This is a genomic window from Rhodanobacter koreensis, assembly GCF_054782855.1.
On record NZ_BAAGRR010000002.1, the window covers coordinates 195,704 to 217,837 of the forward strand.

Genomic DNA, 22,134 nt, shown 5'->3' on the forward strand with positions numbered 1-22,134 from the left:
ATCAGTGATGCCGCGACGTCTCCACGGGCGTCGCCGTGAACCCGTGCTGGTTGCCGGCTGCGTCGTAGTATTCGCCGGCGATCACGCCGACATTGTTGATCGCGGTGCCGACGGTCGCTATCGCTCCGGGCACGTCGAGGGTCTGGAATGTGCCCTGCGTTTCGACGAAGCCATGGACGCCGCCGGAGGCGTCTTCGTAGTTGCCGGTGATCTGGCCGCGATCGTTGATTTCGAGCGTGACGGTGCTGACGGCGTTTGGCACGTCGACCGTGGTGTACTGCCCATTCGCGCTGCGATAGAAGCCATGTTTCTGGGCCGGGTTGGTATCGAAGTAGCCGACGATGTCGCCGTTGTCGTTGATGCCGAGCGGATAGGTCTCCCGAGCTCCGGCAACGTTGATCGGCGTATCGAATCCTTGGCCACGGCGCAATACGCCGTGATAGGCGCCGTCGGCATCCCAGTAAACGCCGGCGATGGCGCCGAAGATGTTGACCTGGTCCACGTTTGAGTTGAGATGGCCCGGGAAGTCGATCGTGGCGAAATGCCCGCCCTGGATCAGGAAACCGTGTTGATGGCCGGATGCGTCGGCATAACCGCCGAACGTCGCGTCGTAGTCGTTGGGGCCGCCGGCGGCGCTGAAATAGTTGCCCAGCGCACTGGGGTCGAGCGGTTTGAATTGGCCGTGGCGATAGACCATGGCGTGCGAGGTGCCGTTGCCGATGGCGTATTGACCGGCCAGTTCGCCGAAGTCGTTGATCCCCCAGAAGATCGTCAACGATGCGCCGGGATAGTCGCGAGTCTGATAGGTGTAGGTCACCGGACTGTCGGCGGCCTTGGAAGCGGCTGTGGCAAATGCAGACGATGTCGCATCGGTATCGGCCTTTGCTGCGGCGAGGCCGGTGGAAGCAAGGACGAGAGCGACGAGTGTGGCTACCCTTGTGAGCCGGCCAAGTGAAGAGCGATGATTTGACATGACTTCAGTCCCTAATTGGATGAGACGGGCGAGGGTGTTTCGATGGCTTGCGGCCGTCCCGAGCGGTGCCATCCCTCCTTACAGCGCAAAAGGGTCGTCGACACCGACACGCCCGGGTCGATCGCCGCTGCAACAACATGGTTTTCGCCTGCCCGACTGCCGCCGCGCATGATGGCCGAGCCCCCCATCACGGAAGTCCTGGCGCTCGCCGCACGTGGCGATATGCAGGCGATCGACTCTTTGATTCCGAAGATCTATGCCACGCTGCGTCGCCTGGCACGCCGCCAGCGGGCGCATGAAGCGGCGCATACGCTCGAAACGACCGCCTTGGTCAACGAGGCTTACCTGAAGCTGGCCACGCAGGGCGACGTCACGTTTGCCGATCGCGCGCACCTGTACGCGTACATGAGCCAGGTGATGCGGCATATCCTGATCGACCATGCCAGGCGCAAGAAGGCGCAGAAGCGTCAGGCGCCGGAGATGACGGCAGGCGAGGCGGGTTCGGACATCATCGACATACTGGCGATCGACGAGGCGTTGAGTCGGCTGGCCACCCTCGATCCGCGCCTTGCGCGCGTCGCCGAGCTCCGATTGTTTGCCGATCTGTCGAGCCCGGACATGGCGGAGGTTCTCGGCGTCAATGCACGTACGGTGGAGCGCGACTGGCTGAAAGCGCGTACGTTCCTGTCCGCCTGCCTGGTACCCGATCCTTGAGGCGATGTCGGTCATCGGGACCGGATTGCGCTTTGACTACTAAAGACATGTCAGAACGGGGACGCCCCTTGCCGATGATCGCCGACTTCGCCCAACGCTGGAACGAGATCGAACCGCTGATCGACCGGTTGTTCGAGGTGCCCGCGGCCGGGCGGGCCGAGTGGCTGCGCAGGCATTGCCAAGATCCGACGCTGCGGGCGCTGGTGGCGCAGGCGCTGGACGACGCGCCGGGCATCGAGGCGCTCGAACGCGGCATGGCGCAATGGCTGCCGGTGTTTGCCGACGACACGCCCGACGCGCTGCCGGCCATTGCGGGTTATCGCGTGCTTCGCTTCGTCGGTGCAGGCGGCATGGCCAGCGTGTTCGAGGCCGAGCGCGAACTGCCGGGCGGCCCGCAGACGGTCGCGCTCAAGCTGTTGCGCATCGACGTGCATGCCGCCGACGAGCGCCGACGCTTTTTGCGGGAGCAGCGCATCCTTGCGCGGTTGCAGCACCCGCACATCGCCCAGCTGCTCGATGCGGGGTTTTCGCCGGCAGGTACGCCGTTCCTGACGCTCGAATTCGTCGCCGGCACCGACATCGTCACGCATTGCACGCAGCGCGGCCTGGCGGTGCGCGAACGCCTGGGCTTGTTCATCGACGTGTCGGCAGCGGTCGAACATGCGCACCGCAGCCTGATCGTGCATCGCGACCTCAAGCCGAGCAACGTGCTGGTCAGCACGGAGGGTTGCGTCAAGCTCGTCGATTTCGGCATTGCCAAGCTCTTGACCGGCGAGGGCGAGCAGACGCGTACCCAGGCGCGGCGGCTGACCCGTTCCTACGCGGCCCCCGAGCAGCTGTCCGGCGATGCCGCCACGACCGCGATCGACGTCTACGCGCTCGGCGTGCTGCTGGCCGAACTGCTCTGCGGCGTGCCGCCACGCCGTGCCGGTGAGTGCGCCGAGGCGAAAGCGCCTGCGTTCGACGACGAGGCGTTGCGACGGAAACTCGGCACCGATCTCCACGCGATCGTGCTGCAGGCGACGCGGCCGGACCCGGCGCGCCGCTATGCGAGCGTTGCGGCGCTGCGCGATGACATCGAACGCTATCTCGACGGCCGGCCGCTGCAGGCCCGGGCGGATACGTTCGCCTATCGCGTCTTCACGCTCGCCAGGCGGCATGCGCTGGCGGTTTCGGTCGGTGCCGCGATCGCCATGACGCTGGCCGGCGCGACAGCCGTCGGTCTGTACGAGGCTCGTCTTGCGCGCCACGCCGCGCAAACGGCGCATGCGCAGGCGCTCGCCGCCCGGGGCGAGGCGCAGCGCGCGGACGCGCTCAAATCGTTCCTCGAAGGCCTGTTCGACAGTGCATCGCATGGAACGGCGGCAGACGAAACCGCCGTGGAGCTGCTTGCGCGCGGGCGCGAGCGTGCCGATCGCGATCTCGCGATGCAGCCGGCGTTGCGCATCGAAGTTCTGGCGCTGCTCGGCGACCTGGAGCGCCGCAGCGGCCACCCGGACATGGCGCAAAAGCCGCTTGCGGAGGCCGCGGCACTGGCGAAGGTGCAGTTCGGCGCAACCGACAGGCGCACGCTGCACGTGGAATACCTGCTGGCGAAGGAAACCGACGAACTCGGCCACTTTCGCGCTGCAATGTTGCGGCTGCAGGGCGCGCTCGACGCGTTCGAGGCCGGTCCGAATCGCGACTCGCCCGAAGAAGTCCAGGCGCTCGCCTGGCTCGCCGGCCTGGACGAGCGCATCGGCGAATCGGCGAAGGCGATCGCCATCGGCCAGCGATCGGTCGACCTCGCGCGCGGCGTGCTGCCGGGGGACAGCGATGCGCTGACCGAAGCTGTGACGAACCTCGGCTGGATACTGATGGATGCGGGCCATCCCGGTCGGGCAGCGCCGCTGTTGCGCGAAGCGCTGGCACGCAAGCGCAGCCGTCTTGGCGACCAGCATCCCGATGTTGCCGATGCGATGACGATGCTGGCTTCGGCATTGACCCGGCTTGGCCGATATGGCGAAAGCGAGCAGCTCATGCGCGATGCCATCGACATTGATGCCGGCACGTACACGCGCCCCAATGCCCACATGTCCTGGCATCTCAACGATCTTGCCACGGTGTTGACGCTCGAAGACCGGTTCGACGAGGCAACGGCGTTCTATGCGAAGGCGATCGCCGTCGATCGGGCGCTTGCGCCGGAAGCGGCCTTCAGCGAGGCGGTGAGCCTGGGCAATCTGGCGCAGATCCATTTCCGGCAGGGCGCTTACGCCGAGGCCGAGGCGGGCTTTCGCGATGCGATCCATCGCAAGCAGCAGCTGCTTGGCGCGGACTATGGTGACAATGGCCGCAGCCATGACCTTGCCAATCTCGCCGAAGTGCTGCTTGCACGTGGGCGTCTGGACGAGGCGCGAACGATCGCCGACGAGGCGCTTGCAGAGGCACGGCTTCGGTATCGCGAGGCACACCCGGATACCGCCTTCGCACTCACCGTCGAAGCCGAGCTCATGGCGGCGAGCGGCGCCCATGAGCAGGCAGCGGTGGTGGCTGCAGAGGCTGTGGCGATGCATGTCGCGCTGGCCGACGAGGGCTCCGACAAGGCGATCAGGGCGCGCCTTCTGCTCGGTGAGATCCTGCAGGGGCTCGGTCGCCGCAGCGAAGCCGAGTCGCAATTCGCAAGTGCCCTCGCGGCGGCCGAGACGATCTCGCCGAAGGCCACCGCACTTGTTGCGCACATCAAGGCCGACCTTGCGTGCGCCACGAGTCGCTGTGCGGTCGCGCTGTCGCAGGTCAGCTTGGCGCAGAGGCTGCCACCGCAATGACCGGGATCAGGGCTTGAAGTACTGCGGGCCTTGGGTGGCAGCTTCGAGCTTGGCAGGCTGATCAGACGAGTCGCCGTTCCAGCGCCCGGAGCACCGCGCGGGTGCGGTCGCTCACGCCGAGCTTCGACAGGATGCTGGAGACGTGGTTGCGTACCGTGCCGTCGCTGAGGCGCAGCGCCTCGGCGATCTCGCCGTTGGAGATGCCGCTGGTCATCAGCTTCAGGACCTCGCGCTCGCGCGGCGTGAGCGCGTCGGGCGTCTCGAACGCGTCATCGCGCCAGGCGCCGGTGCGGCCAGCGTCCAGGCCCTCCGCCAGCGGGGCGAACAGATACGCGCCGCCGCCGGCGACCATGCGGATCGCCTCCACGAGGGTCTCGGCGGTGACGGCCTTGAGCAGGAAGCCGCGCGCGCCCGCTCGCACGCCAGCCACCAGGGCCGCGTCGTCCTCAAAGGTCGTGAGCAAGAGGGTTGGCGGGAGGATGCCTTGCGCGGCGAGGGCCTCGACGACTTCGACGCCGGTCAGCTTCGGCATGCGCACGTCCAGCAGCAGGACGTCCGGCCGGTCGTTGGCGACCGCGGCGACCGCGGCCTCGCCGTCGGCGGCCTCCGTGCAGACGACGATGCCCTCGAACAGCGCCAGCAGGGCTTTGAGGCCGCTGCGGATCAGCGCCTGGTCGTCGGCGATGCAGACGCGGATCATGACCGCGCGCCCACGGGCGGAATCGCGCCGCTGACCTGGAAACCTTCGCCGCTGCGGCTGAATACCGCCAGCCGGCCACCCAGGGCCTCAAACCGTTCGCGCATGCCGGCCAGGCCCTGGCCCTCGGCGACGTCTGCGTCTGCGCCGACGCCATCGTCCTTGGCCGTCAGCCGGACTTCCCCGTTGGCAGCCTGCGCGAGTTCTATCCGGAGCTGACGTGCGCCTGCGTGGCGCCGGGTATTGGTAATCAGCTCCTGCACGCAGCGCAAAAGGGCGTCCGCCCGAGGCGCGTCCAGCGCACCAAGCGCCTCGGGCAGGACGAGCCGAACGTCGAGATCGGCCGCCCCTTCGGCCAGCGCCAGCAGGGTCGCGTGCAAGTCCACGGGCTGGACGCGCACCTGCCGCACGACCTTGCGGACTTCGGCCAACAGCTCGCCGGCGATGTCTCGCGCCTGGCCGAGGTGGGACGCTGACTGGCCCTCCGCCAGCCGTGCGGCCACATCGAGGTGCACGTGCAAGCTGGTCAGATGGTGGCCCAGCACGTCATGCAGATCGCGCGAAATGCGCAGCCGTTCGCCCATGCGGGCGCTTTCGGTCAGCAGGGCTTGGGCGGCGGTCAACTCCGCGTTTGCGCGGGCCAGACGCTCGTGCGCTGCGGCCTCGCTGCGGGCAAGGTGGGCGGCGCTGATGGCGAAGAGCTGGAAGCCGCAGCTCGAGACCAGGATCACCGCCGACATGCCTTGTCCGCCGACGGCGCACTTCTGGGCGACCAGGGCCGCGGCCAGGGCAGCCGCGGCCAGCAGCGCCGTGCGCAGGGAAGCGATCCAGGCCACCTGCCAGGCGATGACCACGATCATGCTCGTCACCAGGAAGCTCGGGTAGAGCCAGACCAGGTATTGCGCGGCGAAGCCCTCGAGGAAGAACAGGGCAGCCTTGCGCCGCGTCAGGCCCGGGCTCCGGTCCAGCTCGGCCGCGACATAAGCCGCGACCAGCACGCCATAGACGGTCGTCCACTGGAGATCCCAGTGCGGATGGACAGCAAAGGTTTCCGGTCGCAGCAGGCGCATCACGAGGGCCTGTCCCGCGCCCGCAGCCAGCATCAGAACGCATGCGGCGTGGACGAGCAGACGGGTGCGATCCAGAGAGGTGCGTGGCCAAGGCATGGGCCGAACCTTAACTCCCGGGCGCGATCCTGTCCCATGACGCCTGTCACGGGCAGCGGGCATGACGGCGTTCACTTATCGGGCGGGCCGATCTGCCCAATCCTGTGCGCCGTCATCAACCCACGACGATCAACCAAGGAGACAACGATGCTTCGCTCACCCCTGCTTAGCCGTACCGCCCTCAGCACGCTCGCCGGCGCCATGATCCTTTGCGCCTTCCCCTTCCACGCCCGCGCCGCCGACCCATCCGCGGCGGCGTGCGCCGGGATTGCCACACCCGACCAGAAACACGATGCCACGACGATCCAGCGGATCGAGCAGGCCTGGCTGACCGCGGAATACCACGGCCACCGGGAATATCTGGCGTGCCTCCTGGAGCCTGACTACCACACCTCAAGCCGATCCGGCCTCGTCCGCTCGCGGCAGGACGTGATCGATCGCGTCCCGCAGGTCGCCGACGACACGCGCGAGGTCCCGAAGCTCGAGAGCATCGTCGTGATCCACGGAGATTCCGCGACGGCCCATTCCATCCTCAAGACGACCGACAAGGCGGGCAATCCGAAGGAAGTGCACTTCGTCGACGGCTACACCTTCCACGATGGCCGCTGGTTCGCCTTCAGCGGCGCGGATCTCTAGTCGCTCGGCGAGGCAAGACCGGACCGTTGTCCGGCCGCCAGTGTTCAGTGAAAACCGGGGTCGGGGTGCACTTTCTCAAATGGTCTACTTTGACCCCGGATTTCGCCAGCGATACCTTGCAGACTCGTCGGAGCTGACGAGCAGATGCGCCTGGTTGTCCATTAAAACGTAGGTGTGGATATACAGACCGTGTCTCGCTGCACTCTTGCCCAGCAGGCGCAGATAATGGCGACGGTCGTCATCATCCAGAAAGATGGTGCAACGATTGACCCCGCGCTGAGTGATGTGGAGCGGTATCCCGGGGATCTCCAGACGAGCTTGGCGAGGCATGGGTGCACCGAATGGTCGGGGAGCCCAGTAATGCCCGTGCAGCGAGTCGCGCGCGATATCGGGAATGCAGGATGGATCGCGTGTGCAATGGACCGGTTTTCGTGTCGCTTAACTTCCTCCGCATGCGAAAGGCGCTCAGGTCAGGCTTCCTCTGCCATAGACATAGAAATCGGCGAGTGAACCCGTATCGTTGTCCCCGGTATAGGGATAGCGATTGGGTATATGCCGGAGCTGTCGCCAACCCGGCGCATTAGCGCGCACCCATCGGCTGAACTGGCGGTGCCGCACATGCGCGGCCTGGGCCTGCACCTCGTCTTTGTCGGACGAATAGATCACGACGTAATCCTGCGCTGCGCCAAACAAGATCCGCATGTACGTTTCGTACACCTCGTCCTCGGTCAGGTGATAGATCACATCCAGCGATAGCACGAGCTGGGCCGTCTGCCCTGTGTAGTCGTGCATCAGCATGAACGACTTGCTGGCATCGCTCGCGAAGCGGCGGGAGCAGCTTTCGATCGCATGCGGGCTTACGTCAAAGCCGAGATAGGACGGATATCTGGCGAGCGTCAATTGATTGCCATCGCCGCAGCCGAACTCGATCACGTCGCGAATATCGTGACTGGCAACGAAGTTGTTCAGCACCTCTGCCTTGAACTCAGCGAGCCGGTTATACGAGCCCGCGCCGGAGTTGCCACCTTCGCGATATCGCGAGATCCAATAGTCCTCCGAACCGTGGAAGGGCTTGGGAGGGCCGAGCCATTGCCGGTATACGCTGCGGGCGACGGGGCCGATGACGGGAATTCGCTTGATGAAATTTTTCATGACAGCGCTCCAGCAACGTGAATATCCGTTATGTCGCCTGGGTGGTTACCCCTGAGTCCACGCTTCGGTGCCGAGGTTGTTTCCTCTTTCGACGGCAGATTCAGCCGGCCGATTCAACCGAGTTTTTCAACAGAATAGGCCCATGGCGGACCTTTCGGAATGGATCAGGCAACGGCAGCGGGAAAAGGTGTCAGGGACAATTTCCGACAGTGCATTGGCTACTGGATACTGGATGAGGGTGGGGCGCGACTTGCAGTGATCGTCGCGGGGCGGGCAGCGAGTGATTCTGTCGGACAGGGCCCGACTTCCACGCCTCGAACTTGCCGGCATTCCGCAGCACATGGTGCAGCGGGGGAACAATCGTCTGCCGTGTTTTCTGGACGACGAGGACCGCCAGCGCTACCCGCCGCCGTTCAAATTGTCCCTGACACCTTTTGTCCGCGCCGGCTTATCCAGCCGACCACGAGTGAGAATGTCGCCGCGACGAGGGGGGGTATCGCATGCCCGTATTCGCCGTGGACGATGACGGTCGCGAATGCGGCGAGCATGACAGCGAAGCCAAGGGCCGCTCCCAGCACGCGAGTCGGCGCGCGGAAAAGCAGGATGGCAGTCGTGAGCTCCAGTGATCCGGTCACGAAATGGAACCACCGGGGGTATCCCCACCGCAAGTATTCCTCATAGATGGATCCCGGGGCGAAGATGTTGCTGAGTGAGCCCACGACGAAGAAAGCGGCAAGTATTAAAGGTATGACCTGGGGCCAGGAGATTTTTGACATTTGTGCCACCGTAAATAGATGAGTGCGACGCCGAGGAAAGGTGTGAGTTCCTGTTCAACACGGTGACTGATTTTCGACGAATGCTGCGTCTGGAAAAGGGATCTACGAGACTACTCCTCACCACAGGAGGAGGGGTGTCCGCTTCAACCAGGTGTTGGTCGCCAGTTGCTCCACCACGAACAGTGCGACATCGGCGCGCGCTATTTTCCCGCCGTTAATGCCGGCGAGGTCGTCAACGGCCCTGAAACTTCCGCGAGCTGGGTCGTTGGTGAGCCTGGCAGGCCGGACGATGACCCAATCGAGTGAGCTGGCGCGAATCGCGGCTTCCTGACGATTTTTGTCTTTGTAGGCATGGCGAAGCAACAATGGCTGGAATAGCCGGTCGAACACGAAGCCGCCGTGGCCGCGGCTGTCTCCCACCCCCAAGGCGGAGACGCAGATGAGGCGGCGCACGTCGCTGCGGACCATCGTCGGGAGCAGCGCGCGTGTCGCTTCGGTCAGCACGCTGACTTCGCTGAAAGGGCTAATGCCCGTGCCCAGCGAGCTGACGACGGCATCGCAGCCGTCCAGGGCGCGCATGAGGGCGCCTTCGTCGCGAGCATCGCCCTCGATGATGTCTGCTCCCGGGAGATCAGGCGCGCTCGCCTTCGAGCGAACCAGTGCTACGACGGAATGACCTTTCTCTAGGGCGTCGCGGACGATCAGCCGTCCGGTTCCGCCCGTTGCACCCAAAACAAGAACTTTCATATTCGATCTCGATCCATGTTGGTATGGACGCCGCACTTCAAAAGAAAGCGGACTCTTTTAGCTTCTCTGCCAGCATCGTGATGGGATGCGAATCTTCGGGGTGGATTCCGAAGTCGCATCGATCGCTGATCCGCGGACCTACGCTGTAGCGGCCTGCCGGGCCGCCGCGAAGACATCGCGGGCGGACGTCGCGCCCGAGACGTGCTCCGTACCTTCGACCCCGAGGTCCATCCAGCCTGAGTTGACGGCGTCATACATCGCTTCGGCCGGTCCCGTCTGGCCCTTCGGAATGCCGAGCTGCTCGAACGCCGCCGGCCATCCGGCCCGTGGGACAGCAAAGGCTTTGACGTCGACCTTCAGGACTTCACCCAATTGTGTTGCTACGTCATCCGCGCTGACCATCGAACCCAGCTCGATGACACGATGCCCTGACCACGAGGCGCCGGTCAGAAGATTGGCCACCTCTGCGCCGATGTCGTTGGTCGCGACCATGGTCGATTTGCGCTCGGTAGGGTTGTAGTAAACAGGCAGGGTTCCGTCCTGGGCGACATGCAAGCCGTAAAGGAAGTTTTCGAAGAACCCGCCGGCACGCACATAGGCGATCGGCAATGTCAGGTCGCGAAACGCCTGCTCCAGAAGCGAAAGCGCCGTGATCATTCCCAGCCCGCTGGTTCTATTGGCACCCATCGAGGAGAGCGCCACGACCCGTGGCGGGGATGCCTTTGCAAGCGCCTCGACGTAGTTCTTGATCACGGCCTTTGCTTCTTTGTAATCGGGCGAAGGCGCCCATACAGCAGGCAACATGACAAATGCGCCCTCTACACCCTCGAGCGCCCGCTCAAGGGATGCCTGATCATTCCAGTCGCCGTCTACCAGTTCCACGCCCTGGTCAGCCCAGTTCGCCGCGCTTGCTCGATTGCGGACCAACGCGCGTACTTTTTTGCCGTGCGCCAACAGATGTCTTGCTGTCGCGCCGCCAACTTTTCCTGTGATTCCCGTTACTAAAAACATGCTTCTTCTCCTGATCTTTGGATGGTGTGTAAAAGCCGACTAACCCTCTGGAGACTCGTCCAGATACGCTGCAGTTGGCGTCATTGAGACCCAGTCATCGGTTCGCCGTTTCGTCAGGAGACGAGTCGATGGAGGGGTGATTCATCTGTCCGCCGAAGCCAGTGACGAGAGCTCCGGTGGGACCGAAGACGACATTTGAGCTCCATACGGAGACATATCGTTTGAGGAAGGTCTACTATAGAGACCGCTGCCGCGAGCCGTAAGGAGGCAGTTTTTTGTAACCATCCGATCTCAAGGGAATTCGCATGAGCAACGCATCGAGCGCCATCGAGAGATTCAGCCGATATCCGCTGGGCGAGTCCCAGTCCGTTTACTGCCCGGTGCGCGACGTGCTCGACCGTATCGGCGACAAATGGAGCATGCTCATGATCATGGCTCTGGCAACGCGACCGCACCGCTTCAGCGAGCTTCACCGCGCTGTCCATGACATTTCAAAACGCATGCTCACCCAGACCCTGCGCGATCTGGAGCGCGATGGGTTGATCACTCGCCATGTCTTTCCGACAAAGCCGCCGGGCGTTGAATATCGTTTGGCCCCGCTGGGCCAATCGCTATTGGAGCCGATGGCGAACCTCATCGAATGGGCAGACCGTCGGTATGGCGACATCCATGCAGCGCGCGTCCGCTTTGACGGCATGCCCCGTTCTGCTGCAAGTCAGTTCTCTGCTACGGAATCGAAAGTGCCGCCTGTTCACAAGAAGCTGGCGTCAGACTTTGAGAGAAAGGGTGTCAGGGGCAATTTCTGACATCAGGATGGTTCCTGGTACGAGGCGGATACGCGGCCTGCACTCAGGATCGTTTGATTTTGGGCGAGGTGGGCGATCAACAGGTCGCATGCAGGCGATGCGTCGGGTTTAGGCTTCGACCATGGCGTGGAAATCGTCCCGACCCAGGCACGTTGTTGTTGAAGATGGTTTCAGATAGCCGTCCCGGTTTTCCCTTCCGGTTTTCTGAAACCCGCTGCTACGCGTAGTCGACCGTGCTCAGTGCGAACCCACGCTCGAGGAAGCCGCTGGCATCGATGACTCGGCGGCTGCGCGCTTGGGCGTGTCGGCCGGGCACCACGTCTTGAGGCGCTTGCCTGCGCGGAACAGATCGATGCATTCACGCATCTCGGCCTTGAAGGCCAGATCAGGCGTGTTGATCGGGCAGCCATCCGACAGCGGCTTGGTGTCGTTGTACTCGGTGATGCAGGTCGAGAGTGGCGGCGGTGTGGGCGGATGCGGATCGTCGGCCAGTGGCGACGGCGGCAGGTTGAGGCGCTCGTCGCCGTCCTTGGGCGAAGGCGGTATGGGAGGCGCGGCACACAGCAAGTTGGTAGCCGTACTTTTCTTGGTGGGATCGCACATGCTTTTGGCGATCGCCTTGAGCGCATCGCCTATATGGCGACCCACCGCACCGCCGGCCGTCTCGTTCGGTGGCGGGAAGTATTTTTCGAAGCGGGTGGCCTTGTACTGCATCCGGTTGCTGTCGTGCTGCATGATCTGACGATCGTCCGCGGGCTTGGTCGGTTTGACCTTGGTGCTTGTTGTTGCATAGGTCTCCGTCGTGGGCGGCAGCCGCGCCGAGAAACTGATGGCGGCTGGTGTGGCCACGGAGGCTGCCGGCGCAGGTGTCGCCTCATGATCCTGCACGACCATCGCGTCACGACGTGACTTCTCGTGCGTCACGGGGCGGACGGGGGGCACAACCTGCCGCGGCGGCACCAACTTGGGCAACGTGGGTGGCGCAGGCGGCTGCGCGGCGTGCGGCGTGCTGGTCTGATCCAGCAGACGCACGACCAACACCTGATGATCGACAGGCACCGCCGCCAGATGCGGCGGCTTGAGCTGCATCTCGTACCACAGCGCCAGTGCGAACAGCGCGTGCAGTGCCAAGACCAAAGCCAGCGCGAATGCCTGCGTCTGGCGCGTCAGCGGCGGCTGTTGCCAGCGCCTGTGACCCAAGGTCGCGCGCGTTTCGCTGTCGAAGAGTGCCAGACCGCGCGCACGATCCTGCTCCCGTGGATGTCTGGCCTGCCTGGAACGTTCGATGACACAGCCTCATTCAAGCCAACTACCCACACAAAACCTGCGCATGCCGTCAGCGCGTGTTCCGGCCAATCTCGGTAGACAGGTTCTTTCATTCAGGGTTCCCTTGATCGGAAACTGGTACGGAGGGAGTTGAATGAGGTTCGCTTGACTTCCTCCATTCCGTTTCTCCAAATCGGAAAAGCTGTCAGTGTGGACTACCCCTGTTTCCCTCCCAAAGCTCAAGGAGTTGCTCTAGATGACCCGGAAGCCCAATGGTGCAGTCGTACTCTTGACGGTAGTCGCCTTGAGTCTGGGGATGGCACATGCACGCGAAGCCGCCCGCGAACGTAAAGCGGCATCCACTCCCATGGTTGACGCCGGTGTTCTGGAAGGCGCGCCGTACAGGGTGGACATCCCCGCGAACTGGAATGGCGAACTGGTTTTGCTGCTGCATGGCTTCGAGCCGATCGGCATGCCGCGCACCATGCCGAAACCGTTGGGCGATGAAGCGCCGCTGTTCCTTGCGGCCGGGTATGCGGTGGCGCAGAGCAGTTACGCCTCGCAGGGGTGGGCGGTGGATGATGCGCTACGCGACAACGAGCGCCTGCGTGCGTGGTTCGGGCACAAGCACGGTGAGCCAAGGCGCACTTACCTCGTCGGTTTCTCGATGGGCGGCTACGTCGCGCTGGCGAGTCTGGAGCGCTATGGCACGTATTACGATGGTGCACTTTCCCTGTGCGGCGCCAATGTGCCTGGCAAGCGCGTGTTCGAGGATTTGCTGACATCCCTCGTGGCATTCGACTACTTCTTTCCCCACGCGGCCGGGTTGCCGCAGGGCGGCCTTGCCGATCCCGCCGCGCCAGCGCTGGGACAGATGGAGGTGATGCATGCGGTGGATGCCGCGTTGAAAACCAACGAAGAAGCCGCACGGATCCTTGCCAAGCACGCGCAGGTATCGCGCGAACGCCTGGCCGGCGCTATTGGCGTGCACTACCTGGTCCTGCATCAGATGCAGGCACGTGCCAAAGGCCTGCCGGTCGACAATCGCACGATGGTGTATGCGGGCTTCGGCGACGATGCGGCGTTCAATCGCGGCGTGCACCGCTACGCGGGCGATCCGCAGGCGATGCGTTACCTGGCAGGAGCAACCTCGCTCAGCGGCGAGTCTCGCAAGCCGCTGGTCCTGCAGTACAACAACGATGATCCCCTCATCATTGCGCGCTACCAGTCGGTGTATCCGGTCATGGTGCAGTCCGCGCACGGCCGGCCGCCAACGGTACTTCCGCCGGCCGGCGAAGGCCATTGCGGATTTACGCCGGAGCAGATCATGCAGGCGTTCCAGACATTGACCCGAGAAGGCCATGTCGAGCCTTCGGCGGGCCCCATGGCGAAAACATGACTATCGGAACAGGCTCTGATCCGCTTTGATTTAGCGCTCAGAACCGGTGCTGCCGATAGAACTGCTCGAGCTGCCGATAGACGTCCGGCAAGTGCTGGCGCAAGTTTGCCGGTGCCTCGAAAAATTGCTCGCTGGCCACCGCGAAAAACTCGGCCGGGCTTTCGAGGGCATACGGGTCAATCGGCAACTCCATACCGTTGCGTCGCTCTTCCTGCAGGCGATCCCACGCGCTCGAGAAGACCTGCGACCACACGCGGCGGTCCATGCGACGGTGCAAGGGCGGAAAGCCGTTGGCGTCCCCGTTGAGCATGTCGAGCTTGTGTGCCATTTCGTGGATGACTACGTTATGCCCCGGTTTCTTATCTGTATTCAGTACATCCGCCCACGACAGGATCACCGGCCCACGTCCCCATGCCTCACCGGCCATCACGGTGTGGGTCTGGTGAACCACCCCCGCCGCATCGATTTTTGGACGGTGTGGAACGAACGCGTCCGGGTACACGATGACGCTGTGCCAGCCGTCGTACCAATCCATGCCCAGTTTCAGGATGGGCAGGCAGGCATGGGCCGCGAGCAGGACGCGGTCGGTGTCACCCAGATGCAACCCCTTGGTCGGCTCCAGCGACTTGCTTTCCAGGAACAACGTTGCCAGCACGCGCAGCGTGGCCTGATCGGAAGCGCCCAGCCGACGCGCCGGGGCACAACGCTGCAGCGCGTCTCGCCAGAGCGATTCGGCGATCGGGTGCCGGGCGACGATGCGTCGCACGCGCCAGTTTCTGATTTTGTCGAACATGACCACGTGCTGGAGGGAGGCGCAGTGCCAAGTACATCAGGGCCAGAGCGCGCTTTCTCAAGCAAGAAGCCCCGGACCATCCCAACATGTCCACTTGAGTACCAGCCTCGCTCAAGGAATCAGACATTGCTCCCACAGGGAACGGCTCTGCCCGGTTTTGATTCCCATCGGCCACGCGTTTGCGGCAAGATGGCCCCTACATGGGGAAGGGGACATCATGAACACCACGACAGCGGCCGAGCCGCCGATACTGCCTGCGTCACCACTGGTCATCGCCGGATTCTGGCGCCGACTGTTTGCGTTGTTCATCGATCTGCTGATGCTGGGCGTGCTCGGCATGATCATCGGCGCGCTGTTTTTCGATCCGCTGGCACGCATGGGCGATGCGGCGAAGCTCATCGGCTTTGTCATCGCGCTGGTGTATTTCGGCCTGTGCAATAGCCGTGTCTTCGGCGGGCAGACTCTGGCCAAGCGCTGGCTGGGCTTGCGCGTGGTCGATGCGCAGGGTGACACGCTGTCCTTGCCGCGTTCGATGCTGCGTTACGTGGTGCTGGGCGTGCCTTTCTTCGCCAATGGCACGACGTTCAACCCCCAGCTGATGCTGTCGTCCGTGCTCGGCTATCTGCTGGCGTTGATCGTCTTCGGCGGCATGCTGTCGATCATCTATCTCTATATCTTCAACCGCCGCACACGGCAGTCCCTGCACGATCTGGCGGTAGGCTCCTGTGTCGTGCAGGCCGTTCCCGAGACGGGGAGCATGGCCTTTCCGCCGATCTGGCAGGGACACCTGGTGGTCGTCGCGGTGCTGGTGCTACTGGCGTTGGGCACGCCCGCGGTCGCCAGACGGCTTGCCGGCACCACGACTTTCGCCGGCATGCTGCCGTTGTATCAGACGCTGTCGACGCAGCCCCACGTCATCACCGCGCAGGTCGTCCGTGGACGGTTCTACGTAAACGGCACCGTGACCCACGCCATGCAGACGGCGTTGCGGCTCGATGCGCCGATGACGGATGACGACGCCATGGCGAAACGCATCGCACAGATGGTGGCGAAAGGTGATCCCGACATCGCCAGCGAGGATGCCGTGCAGGTCACACTCATCTACGGCTACACCATGGGCATCGCGTCGGGTTGGAAGAAACATGGGTACTCCTTCAGACCCGATGAACTGAAGTAGACAGGCAGCCGAAAAAAGAGCCTGCTCAAGCTGACCCGTTTGGCGCAGTTGCGCGATACTCCGGCCATGAAACGATTACTGTTAACCCTGTGCTGTCTGCTTCTGATCACGCCTGCCCGCAGTGCCGATATACAGGCACCCGCGGCGCGGACCATCGTGCTGGTACGGCACGGCTACTACGTGCCGGATCCGGCTTTGGGTGACCAGCCGGGACCGCACCTGGCGTCGATCGGCGTGGCCCAGGCGCAACTGGTGGGGGCACGCCTGGCTGGCCTGCCAACGCGTTTCGACGCGATGTATGTCAGTCCGGTGCAGCGTGCACGCGACACGGCAGCGATCATCGCTGCCGATTTTCCCGGGCGTCATTTCGAGGTGATCAACGATCTCGCCGAATGCACGCCGCCCACCCGGCGGGCCGACATCATGGCCCAAGAAAAGCCGAAGGATCTGGCAACCTGCACGGCCCAGCTCGACCGGGTCTTCACCCGCTACTTCAAGCCCGCCACCGGGCACGAGCGCACCGAACTATTCGTATGCCACGGTAATGTCATCCGTTACCTGGTCATGCGCGCACTGGGCGTGGATACCAAGGCGTGGCTGGAAATGTCGGTGGGCAATGCCAGCATCACCGAGATCCGCATCGAGGCCAACGGCAGCTTCAAGGTCATCAGTGTCGGTGATGTTGGGCACTTGCCACCGAGCATGCTCACGGGAGCGACCGGCGACAGAGAACATAACCTGGCAATCCCGCCGCTGCCTGTTCAGTGATTGCCTGCCGCGTGAGTTGGCGTCACCGTCATCGGTCAGAATTCCTTGCTGACATGATTTGCAGCGGCTGAGCCGTTAGTCAGAGAAAACGGGGGGCAAGGGAAAATAGGGCGGGCTCACTCCGAGCCCTTTCGCGCCGTTGGGTCTTCCCGGCGACGAGCCAAGCCACGCGCGATGGTACGGAGGCCAGCTTGTTCGGCGATCACGACGAACCGCATTACCCCAAGCCGTGGATATCTCGTCTCAACGCGTCTCACGAATTGTCGCGGCTTCTCGGCTTGATGTAGCGCAGCTGCCCCAGGATGAGTTCACGCTGTTCTCGCCGCTTGAGATCCTGCGCTGCGAGCAGCATTTGCCGCTTTGTCATGCGTACAGGCATTTGGCCCGACGGTTCCTTCGCCTGTCGATGGACGATATGGGCGATAAAACCGGGCCATGTGCTGACATGCCATAACGATTGGGTGCGGGATACGTCTTGAGTGTTCACGGCGAAGACCTCGACCACGGATCAAGAACTGCCAGAGAGCCCGGCTATTGCCAACGGGGCAAACAGGCTGCACCTTCGACCGTTAGTCGCGTGTGATATCCGGGATATGGATTCCGAAACGCAAAGGGTAGAACTCCTTTCCAACCTTGTCAGTCCAACAGCGGGCTCAAGGTAAGTTGGCCTCCTGGTTGCTGCACGCTGACCTCGATTGACGCTAGGCTTTGCCCGGGCGGTCAACAAGGAGAGTCAGCTGTGGCGCCGTTTCCGTTCTTCGATCGCTATTTCTGGGCGATGGCCATCGGTTTTTCGCTGATCAACTACGTGATCGGCCGTCGTCGAATCGTCGCTGCAAGCGGCCTTGACGAGATCAGGCAGAGCGAGGCGCTGGGTCTGTTTGGACGGTTGTACCTGCTTTCGGATGTGTCATGGCTGGTCATGGGTTGGGGCGTGCTGTTCGGCGGTGTGCCGTCGGTGTTCAGCTTTTTTCGCCCGCAGGACCATAACCCTTATGTGACTTACTGGTATGGCAGCCTGTTGCTGCTGGCTGTCGCCAATGCCTACTGGATCATGCTGGCCGATGGTGCGCGCAGAGTGCGGGAGCTTCAGCAGCTTGGTGTGTTTGGTTCGCGGCAAAAGAACTCCGCCACGCCTGAGTGGGCCATCAAACTGCTGGCGGTGCTCGGCCCGGTATTCGTGCTGATCTGGATTTACTGGGTGCAGTTCGTCACTGCACAAGCGCCTTATTAAGTACGCCGTTGTTCAAGCCAAAGGAGTTGCGTGGCGGCCGGCGGGCCTGTCGCAGCGTCAGTTCGGTCATGGAAAGTACGAGCAACCAACATGCCTTCACAAAGTCGCGATGCAAGGGCACTTGACTATCGATTAACCAAATGGTTAATTGTCGACATGGCAAATACCGACGATCCGCTGTCCACCACCTTCGCTGCGCTGGCTGATCCCACGCGACGCGCCATCCTGACTCGCCTGGCCAGGGGCGAGGCCACGGTGGGGGAATTGGGCGAACCGTTCGACATGTCCGCGCCAGCCATCTCCAAGCACCTGCGGGTATTGGAAAGCGCGGGGTTGATCGCACGGGAAGTGGATGCCCGCTGGCGTATTTGCCGTCTCCGGGCGGAACCCATGCACGATGCGCACGATTGGCTGGAGGTGTATCGCCGCCATTGGGAAGGCAACCTGGATCGACTGGTCGAATTTGTTGAACGAACCCATCGCGCCGAGGCAAGAAAATCCGCCAGGGGCGCACCGTGTGCACCGAGGAAAAAGCCATGACCACCCAAGCCGCAACTTTCGAACTGGAAATGACCCGCTTCATCCGCGCACCGCGCGAGAAGGTCTTCGAAGCCTTCACCGATGAGGCTGCCATGTCGGCGTGGCATTGCCCGCGTGGCCTCCACGTTGGCGAAGTCAGTGCCGACGTACGTGTCGGCGGGCGCTATCGCATCACCATGATGTCTAGGGACGGCTCCGTGCACGGCTCGAACGGCATCTACCAGGTGATCGAGCGCCCCTCGTTCCTCGCCTACACCTGGGCATGGGATGGCGAAGGCGATGTGGCGGCGCGTACCACGCTCATCGAAGTCACGCTGACCGAGAAAGACGGCGGCACGCAGCTCCACATGCGTCATACCGGCTTCCCCGATGCCGCAGTGCGCGACGATCACCACCAGGGTTGGACCTCGGTCTTCAACCGACTGGTGGACTACCTCGACCCCGAGGGCACGGCAGGCAACGTCGTGGTGGTGGGCAGCCCGATCAGCCCCTATACGCGCGCCGTGCGCATCGCGCTGGCGGAGAAGGGCGTGGCGTACACGCTGAAACCGGTGGCGCCGCACACGCCCGACATCGACGCCATCCAGCCGTTCGGTCGCATTCCCGCGATGTACGACGGCCCGCTGGAGTTCTACGAAACACGGGCCATCCTGCGCTACATCGACGAAGCCTTCGATGGACCGAGCCTCATGCCCCTGGGTGGCGTCACTTCCCGCGCCCGCGCCGAACAGTGGTACAGCGCGATGAACGATTACGGTTATGACGCCATCGTCAGGCGCTGCGTACTGCAATACATGTTTCCATCAGGCGAGGGCGGGCAACCGAACCGCGCGATCATCGATGCCGCCTTGCCAGATATCGAGCGCGTGTTGGCCACGCTCGACGCGGGCTACGGCAAGCGTGACTTCCTGGTGGGCAACGGGCCGTGCATCGCCGATTACCTCGCCGCACCATTGCTGTACACGTTGTCGAAGATGCCGGAAGGCCCGGCGCTGCTCGCCAGATATCCCAACGTGCGACGTGCGCAGGCGGCGATGCAGGCGCGGCCCAGCTTCATCTCCGCCGAGCCGGATCTCGAAGGCAAAGGTGAAACATCCAACGTGACGCCGCTGCGCAAGGCGAGTGCGGCGTAGAAAAAGTGTCAGGGACGAATGGCGCTTGCTTGAGCCTGTCATTCTCGCGAGACGCTTCTCGACAGCAAAGCTGGTCAAGCAAGGTCCAGTGTCTTCGGTGGTTTGCAGAAGACCGAAGTCACGGGATTCCTGCTTTCGCAGGAATGACGGAAGGCGGGATCCTGCGCTTGAGCAAGGGCCGTTCGTGTCAGGGACAATGCCTGCTTGGCGTACCGGACCCGTGCGCGATCGGCGCACGGGCGTCGCGCTCGCCGGTCAGCCGTTACTCGAACGATCCGGTCCGCACCTCGCCCTCGCGGACGTAGCGGTTGATCAGTACGCTGCTGGACGTGGCCTTCGATGCTTCGAGCCGGAAGGCCGACGCCTGCGCCTGGTCGTCGAACAGGCGCTTGCCGCGGCCGAGCAGGATCGGGTAGACCAGCAGGCGCAGTTCGTCGACCAGGTCCGTGGCCAGCAACTGGTGCACCAGCTCGCTGCTGCCCTGGGTGATCAGGTCGGGGCCGTCGTTGCGCTTGAGCTCACGCACCGCGGCGGCGATGTCCGGTCCCAGCGCGTGACTGTTCCGCCATCCGAGCATGTCGGGGTGATGGGTAGCGACGTGCTTGGCGGTGCCGTTGAACAGGTCGGCAATGCCCTGGTGCGGCGCACCCTCCGGCACGTGCGGCCAGTACGCGGCGAAGATGTCGTAGGTGCGGCGTCCGAGCAGCAACTCGAACGGGCGCGCGAACACGCCGCCCATCACTTCGTCGGACTCGTCGGCATAGGGCCAGACCCAGCCGCCGTGGACGAAGCCGCCACTGGTGTCTTCCTGCGGACCGCCGGGTGCCTGCACGACGCCGTCGAGGCTGATGAATGCGGGAACGATGAGCTTGCGCATGGTGGACTCCTATGCGGATCGACGTGTCCGCCTGTCTTTCCGACGTGCGGAGGACCGGGAAATCGACAGGCCGCAACCGGTCAGGTTCACTTGCCGAGGGGAACGGCCGTGCTTGATGGTGTCGGGTTGGTCGGGCACCGGCAATGCGTCGTGCTCCGGCTTTGCCCGCGGCCCGGACGTTGAAGGGAAAGCCCGGGTTGGTGTTTCAATGGATGCCTGGGCATGCTTTGGTGTCGCACCATCCTCTGTGGGTGCGGCGGAAAATTCAGGGGATCCTTGGGAGACGTGTCATGCGGAAATCATTGAAGTGCTGCGTGCTGGTGGTGGCGATGCTTGCGGGCGCCGCGCATGCCCAGGGGGCGCCGAAGGCAGCCGCCATCGAGGCCTTCGGCAAGGGTGTGCAGATCTATGCCTGCAAGGCTTCCGGTGGAAGCCTTGCGTGGACATTGAAGGCGCCGGACGCCACCCTGGCGGATGCCAAGGGGCAGGCGATCGGCAGGCACTTCGCCGGGCCGAGCTGGCAGGCGAACGATGGCAGCACGGTGGTGGGCGAGCCCTTGAATGCCTCGCCTTCACCCGATGCCGGCGCCATCCCCTGGTTGGTGCTGCACGCCAAATCGCATACCGGCAGCGGCGCCATGGCAACGGTGCAATACATCGTGCGCGAGCGCACCGAGGGCGGCATGGCACCGGCGTCGGGTTGCGATGCGGGCCATGTGGGCAATGAAGTACGCGTGCCGTACAGCGCGGTATACCTGTTTTTCCGGGGCTGAGTCTTGCAAGTGCACCCGGCCCCCACTGCGCCGACGATCATCGTGATGGGCGTCGCCGGCAGCGGCAAGAGCCATGTCGGCGACGCCCTGGCGCGTGCCTGTGGCGTGGACTTTGTGGAAGGCGATGACCTGCATCCCGCCACGAACATCGCCAAGATGAGCGCCGGCATTCCGCTGGACGACGCGGATCGTCAGCCATGGCTCGAAGCGATCGCCGCGGCGATCGCGAAACATCGCGGGCATGGCGTGGCGATCGCCTGCTCGGCACTGCGCCGTGCCTACCGCGATGTCCTGCGCCAGGCGGATCCGGCGTTGCGCCTGCTCTATCTGCGTGTGCCACATGACGAGCTTGCGCGCCGCATGCGCGAGCGCCGGCACTTCATGCCGCTTTCCCTGCTCGACAGCCAGTTGGCGATACTGGAGGAACCCACCGAGGATGAGCGCGCCATCGTGCTGGAAGCCGATGCCGACCTGGCTGCCACGGTCGCCATGGCCATGCAGGCGTTGTCGATACCGGCCCGTCCAGGGGGCTAACCGGGTCAGAACGCTCCCACCCGCTTTTTAATGTGTCTCGCGGTCCTGGTCGCATGTCGATTTCCCCTTATCTCGTTCGTCGTGGAAGAGGCCCGCTCACGGGTACCTTCGGCTTGGGCGCCATCGGGGGTCGATCCGGAAAGAGTCAGATATTCATG

At 63.6% G+C, this 22,134-nt stretch carries 23 protein-coding genes; 12 read left to right on the forward strand and 11 right to left on the reverse strand.

The features are described from left to right. Nucleotide 1: 1 nt before the first annotated feature. Nucleotides 2–1,045 carry a hypothetical protein gene (locus ACYVKM_RS06605; protein WP_460876818.1) on the reverse strand — a complete coding sequence of 348 codons (1,044 nt, stop codon included), beginning with the start codon at nucleotides 1,043–1,045 and terminating at the stop codon, nucleotides 2–4. 99 nt (nucleotides 1,046–1,144) lie between these two features. Between ACYVKM_RS06605 and ACYVKM_RS06610 the strand changes: the two genes are divergently transcribed. After that, nucleotides 1,145–1,687, forward strand: coding sequence for an ECF-type sigma factor (locus ACYVKM_RS06610; RefSeq protein WP_460876819.1), 543 nt, complete (start codon nucleotides 1,145–1,147; stop codon nucleotides 1,685–1,687). A gap of 47 nt (nucleotides 1,688–1,734) precedes the next feature. Next, entirely contained in the window at nucleotides 1,735–4,491 is a 2,757-nt protein-coding gene (locus tag ACYVKM_RS06615) for a serine/threonine-protein kinase (RefSeq protein ID WP_460876820.1), read from the forward strand. A gap of 61 nt (nucleotides 4,492–4,552) precedes the next feature. Here the strand turns inward: ACYVKM_RS06615 and ACYVKM_RS06620 are convergent, their stop codons facing one another. Beyond that, nucleotides 4,553–5,191, reverse strand: a complete 639-nt coding sequence (locus ACYVKM_RS06620) for a response regulator (protein ID WP_460876821.1) — start codon at nucleotides 5,189–5,191, stop codon at nucleotides 4,553–4,555. Then, a complete protein-coding gene (locus ACYVKM_RS06625) occupies nucleotides 5,188–6,354 on the reverse strand; it encodes a sensor histidine kinase (RefSeq protein WP_460876822.1) in 1,167 nt (388 codons plus the stop codon). Before ACYVKM_RS06625 ends, ACYVKM_RS06620 begins: the two co-directional genes overlap by 4 nt. A 147-nt stretch (nucleotides 6,355–6,501) precedes the next feature. Between ACYVKM_RS06625 and ACYVKM_RS06630 the strand changes: the two genes are divergently transcribed. Continuing rightward, a complete protein-coding gene (locus tag ACYVKM_RS06630; RefSeq protein WP_460876823.1) occupies nucleotides 6,502–6,990 on the forward strand; it encodes a DUF4440 domain-containing protein in 489 nt (162 codons plus the stop codon). 465 nt (nucleotides 6,991–7,455) lie between these two features. Here ACYVKM_RS06630 and ACYVKM_RS06635 read toward each other — a convergent pair whose 3' ends face one another. From ACYVKM_RS06635 to ACYVKM_RS06650, 4 genes are all read right to left on the reverse strand, one after another. Continuing rightward, a complete protein-coding gene (locus ACYVKM_RS06635; protein ID WP_460876824.1) occupies nucleotides 7,456–8,142 on the reverse strand; it encodes a methyltransferase domain-containing protein in 687 nt (228 codons plus the stop codon). A gap of 413 nt (nucleotides 8,143–8,555) precedes the next feature. Beyond that, entirely contained in the window at nucleotides 8,556–8,918 is a 363-nt protein-coding gene (locus ACYVKM_RS06640; protein ID WP_460876825.1) for a DoxX family protein, read from the reverse strand. 117 nt (nucleotides 8,919–9,035) lie between these two features. Then, nucleotides 9,036–9,665 (reverse strand): NAD(P)-dependent oxidoreductase, encoded by a 630-nt coding sequence (locus ACYVKM_RS06645; RefSeq protein WP_460876826.1) that lies wholly within the window; start codon nucleotides 9,663–9,665, stop codon nucleotides 9,036–9,038. A gap of 138 nt (nucleotides 9,666–9,803) precedes the next feature. Continuing rightward, the gene (locus ACYVKM_RS06650) at nucleotides 9,804–10,676 is read right to left on the reverse strand and encodes an NmrA family NAD(P)-binding protein (protein WP_460876827.1); all 873 of its coding nucleotides are present in this window, start codon (nucleotides 10,674–10,676) and stop codon (nucleotides 9,804–9,806) included. 305 nt (nucleotides 10,677–10,981) lie between these two features. Between ACYVKM_RS06650 and ACYVKM_RS06655 the strand changes: the two genes are divergently transcribed. Then, complete coding sequence (locus tag ACYVKM_RS06655) at nucleotides 10,982–11,482, forward strand: winged helix-turn-helix transcriptional regulator (protein ID WP_460876828.1); 501 nt, start codon at nucleotides 10,982–10,984, stop codon at nucleotides 11,480–11,482. Between the two features lie 237 nt (nucleotides 11,483–11,719). On the opposite strand, the gene ACYVKM_RS06660 is transcribed toward ACYVKM_RS06655, so the two are convergent. After that, complete coding sequence (locus ACYVKM_RS06660) at nucleotides 11,720–12,682, reverse strand: hypothetical protein (protein WP_460876829.1); 963 nt, start codon at nucleotides 12,680–12,682, stop codon at nucleotides 11,720–11,722. Between the two features lie 433 nt (nucleotides 12,683–13,115). Between ACYVKM_RS06660 and ACYVKM_RS06665 the strand changes: the two genes are divergently transcribed. Then, complete coding sequence (locus ACYVKM_RS06665) at nucleotides 13,116–14,147, forward strand: alpha/beta hydrolase family protein (RefSeq protein ID WP_460876830.1); 1,032 nt, start codon at nucleotides 13,116–13,118, stop codon at nucleotides 14,145–14,147. A 37-nt stretch (nucleotides 14,148–14,184) separates the two neighbouring features. On the opposite strand, the gene ACYVKM_RS06670 is transcribed toward ACYVKM_RS06665, so the two are convergent. Next, nucleotides 14,185–14,940, reverse strand: coding sequence for a M90 family metallopeptidase (locus ACYVKM_RS06670; RefSeq protein ID WP_460876831.1), 756 nt, complete (start codon nucleotides 14,938–14,940; stop codon nucleotides 14,185–14,187). Between the two features lie 217 nt (nucleotides 14,941–15,157). Here ACYVKM_RS06670 and ACYVKM_RS06675 point away from each other — a divergent pair, with 217 nt between their 5' ends. Together ACYVKM_RS06675 and ACYVKM_RS06680 are read left to right on the forward strand one after the other, a co-directional pair. Continuing rightward, complete coding sequence (locus ACYVKM_RS06675; RefSeq protein WP_460876832.1) at nucleotides 15,158–16,117, forward strand: RDD family protein; 960 nt, start codon at nucleotides 15,158–15,160, stop codon at nucleotides 16,115–16,117. 39 nt (nucleotides 16,118–16,156) lie between these two features. After that, complete coding sequence (locus ACYVKM_RS06680) at nucleotides 16,157–16,885, forward strand: histidine phosphatase family protein (protein ID WP_460876833.1); 729 nt, start codon at nucleotides 16,157–16,159, stop codon at nucleotides 16,883–16,885. 253 nt (nucleotides 16,886–17,138) lie between these two features. Here ACYVKM_RS06680 and ACYVKM_RS06685 read toward each other — a convergent pair whose 3' ends face one another. Beyond that, nucleotides 17,139–17,372 (reverse strand): hypothetical protein, encoded by a 234-nt coding sequence (locus tag ACYVKM_RS06685; protein WP_460876834.1) that lies wholly within the window; start codon nucleotides 17,370–17,372, stop codon nucleotides 17,139–17,141. A gap of 291 nt (nucleotides 17,373–17,663) precedes the next feature. On the opposite strand from ACYVKM_RS06685, the gene ACYVKM_RS06690 reads away from it, so the two are divergent. The 3 genes from ACYVKM_RS06690 to ACYVKM_RS06700 all read left to right on the forward strand — a co-directional run bounded on the left by ACYVKM_RS06690 (nucleotide 17,664) and on the right by ACYVKM_RS06700 (nucleotide 19,792). After that, nucleotides 17,664–18,119 carry a hypothetical protein gene (locus ACYVKM_RS06690; RefSeq protein ID WP_460876835.1) on the forward strand — a complete coding sequence of 152 codons (456 nt, stop codon included), beginning with the start codon at nucleotides 17,664–17,666 and terminating at the stop codon, nucleotides 18,117–18,119. Nucleotides 18,120–18,275: 156 nt separating this feature from the next. Next, nucleotides 18,276–18,659 (forward strand): ArsR/SmtB family transcription factor, encoded by a 384-nt coding sequence (locus ACYVKM_RS06695; protein ID WP_460876836.1) that lies wholly within the window; start codon nucleotides 18,276–18,278, stop codon nucleotides 18,657–18,659. After that, nucleotides 18,656–19,792 carry an SRPBCC domain-containing protein gene (locus ACYVKM_RS06700; protein WP_460876837.1) on the forward strand — a complete coding sequence of 379 codons (1,137 nt, stop codon included), beginning with the start codon at nucleotides 18,656–18,658 and terminating at the stop codon, nucleotides 19,790–19,792. The genes ACYVKM_RS06695 and ACYVKM_RS06700 overlap by 4 nt, the downstream gene beginning before the upstream one ends. 262 nt (nucleotides 19,793–20,054) lie before the next feature. Here ACYVKM_RS06700 and ACYVKM_RS06705 read toward each other — a convergent pair whose 3' ends face one another. Further along, nucleotides 20,055–20,669 (reverse strand): dihydrofolate reductase family protein, encoded by a 615-nt coding sequence (locus ACYVKM_RS06705; RefSeq protein ID WP_460876838.1) that lies wholly within the window; start codon nucleotides 20,667–20,669, stop codon nucleotides 20,055–20,057. 290 nt (nucleotides 20,670–20,959) lie between these two features. Here ACYVKM_RS06705 and ACYVKM_RS06710 point away from each other — a divergent pair, with 290 nt between their 5' ends. Beyond that, the gene (locus ACYVKM_RS06710) at nucleotides 20,960–21,442 is read left to right on the forward strand and encodes a DUF3455 domain-containing protein (RefSeq protein WP_460876839.1); all 483 of its coding nucleotides are present in this window, start codon (nucleotides 20,960–20,962) and stop codon (nucleotides 21,440–21,442) included. 9 nt (nucleotides 21,443–21,451) lie between these two features. Beyond that, complete coding sequence (locus ACYVKM_RS06715) at nucleotides 21,452–21,976, forward strand: gluconokinase (protein WP_460876840.1); 525 nt, start codon at nucleotides 21,452–21,454, stop codon at nucleotides 21,974–21,976. Nucleotides 21,977–22,134: the final 158 nt, after the last annotated feature.

Excerpts from the sequence above, each read along its gene's own strand:
- ACYVKM_RS06650 (WP_460876827.1), bottom strand. The coding sequence starts at position 10,676 with ATGTTTTTAGTAACGGGAATCACAGGAAAAGTTGGCGGCGCGACAGCA.
- ACYVKM_RS06670 (WP_460876831.1), bottom strand. The coding sequence starts at position 14,940 with ATGTTCGACAAAATCAGAAACTGGCGCGTGCGACGCATCGTCGCCCGG.
- ACYVKM_RS06625 (WP_460876822.1), bottom strand. The coding sequence starts at position 6,354 with ATGCCTTGGCCACGCACCTCTCTGGATCGCACCCGTCTGCTCGTCCAC.
- ACYVKM_RS06700 (WP_460876837.1), top strand. The coding sequence starts at position 18,656 with ATGACCACCCAAGCCGCAACTTTCGAACTGGAAATGACCCGCTTCATC.
- ACYVKM_RS06675 (WP_460876832.1), top strand. The coding sequence starts at position 15,158 with ATGAACACCACGACAGCGGCCGAGCCGCCGATACTGCCTGCGTCACCA.
- ACYVKM_RS06695 (WP_460876836.1), top strand. The coding sequence starts at position 18,276 with ATGGCAAATACCGACGATCCGCTGTCCACCACCTTCGCTGCGCTGGCT.
- ACYVKM_RS06635 (WP_460876824.1), bottom strand. The coding sequence starts at position 8,142 with ATGAAAAATTTCATCAAGCGAATTCCCGTCATCGGCCCCGTCGCCCGC.
- ACYVKM_RS06620 (WP_460876821.1), bottom strand. The coding sequence starts at position 5,191 with ATGATCCGCGTCTGCATCGCCGACGACCAGGCGCTGATCCGCAGCGGC.
- ACYVKM_RS06705 (WP_460876838.1), bottom strand. The coding sequence starts at position 20,669 with ATGCGCAAGCTCATCGTTCCCGCATTCATCAGCCTCGACGGCGTCGTG.
- ACYVKM_RS06605 (WP_460876818.1), bottom strand. The coding sequence starts at position 1,045 with ATGGCACCGCTCGGGACGGCCGCAAGCCATCGAAACACCCTCGCCCGT.
- ACYVKM_RS06615 (WP_460876820.1), top strand. The coding sequence starts at position 1,735 with ATGTCAGAACGGGGACGCCCCTTGCCGATGATCGCCGACTTCGCCCAA.
- ACYVKM_RS06610 (WP_460876819.1), top strand. The coding sequence starts at position 1,145 with ATGGCCGAGCCCCCCATCACGGAAGTCCTGGCGCTCGCCGCACGTGGC.
- ACYVKM_RS06630 (WP_460876823.1), top strand. The coding sequence starts at position 6,502 with ATGCTTCGCTCACCCCTGCTTAGCCGTACCGCCCTCAGCACGCTCGCC.
- ACYVKM_RS06665 (WP_460876830.1), top strand. The coding sequence starts at position 13,116 with ATGGTTGACGCCGGTGTTCTGGAAGGCGCGCCGTACAGGGTGGACATC.
- ACYVKM_RS06690 (WP_460876835.1), top strand. The coding sequence starts at position 17,664 with ATGGCCATCGGTTTTTCGCTGATCAACTACGTGATCGGCCGTCGTCGA.
- ACYVKM_RS06640 (WP_460876825.1), bottom strand. The coding sequence starts at position 8,918 with ATGTCAAAAATCTCCTGGCCCCAGGTCATACCTTTAATACTTGCCGCT.
- ACYVKM_RS06655 (WP_460876828.1), top strand. The coding sequence starts at position 10,982 with ATGAGCAACGCATCGAGCGCCATCGAGAGATTCAGCCGATATCCGCTG.
- ACYVKM_RS06710 (WP_460876839.1), top strand. The coding sequence starts at position 20,960 with ATGCGGAAATCATTGAAGTGCTGCGTGCTGGTGGTGGCGATGCTTGCG.
- ACYVKM_RS06645 (WP_460876826.1), bottom strand. The coding sequence starts at position 9,665 with ATGAAAGTTCTTGTTTTGGGTGCAACGGGCGGAACCGGACGGCTGATC.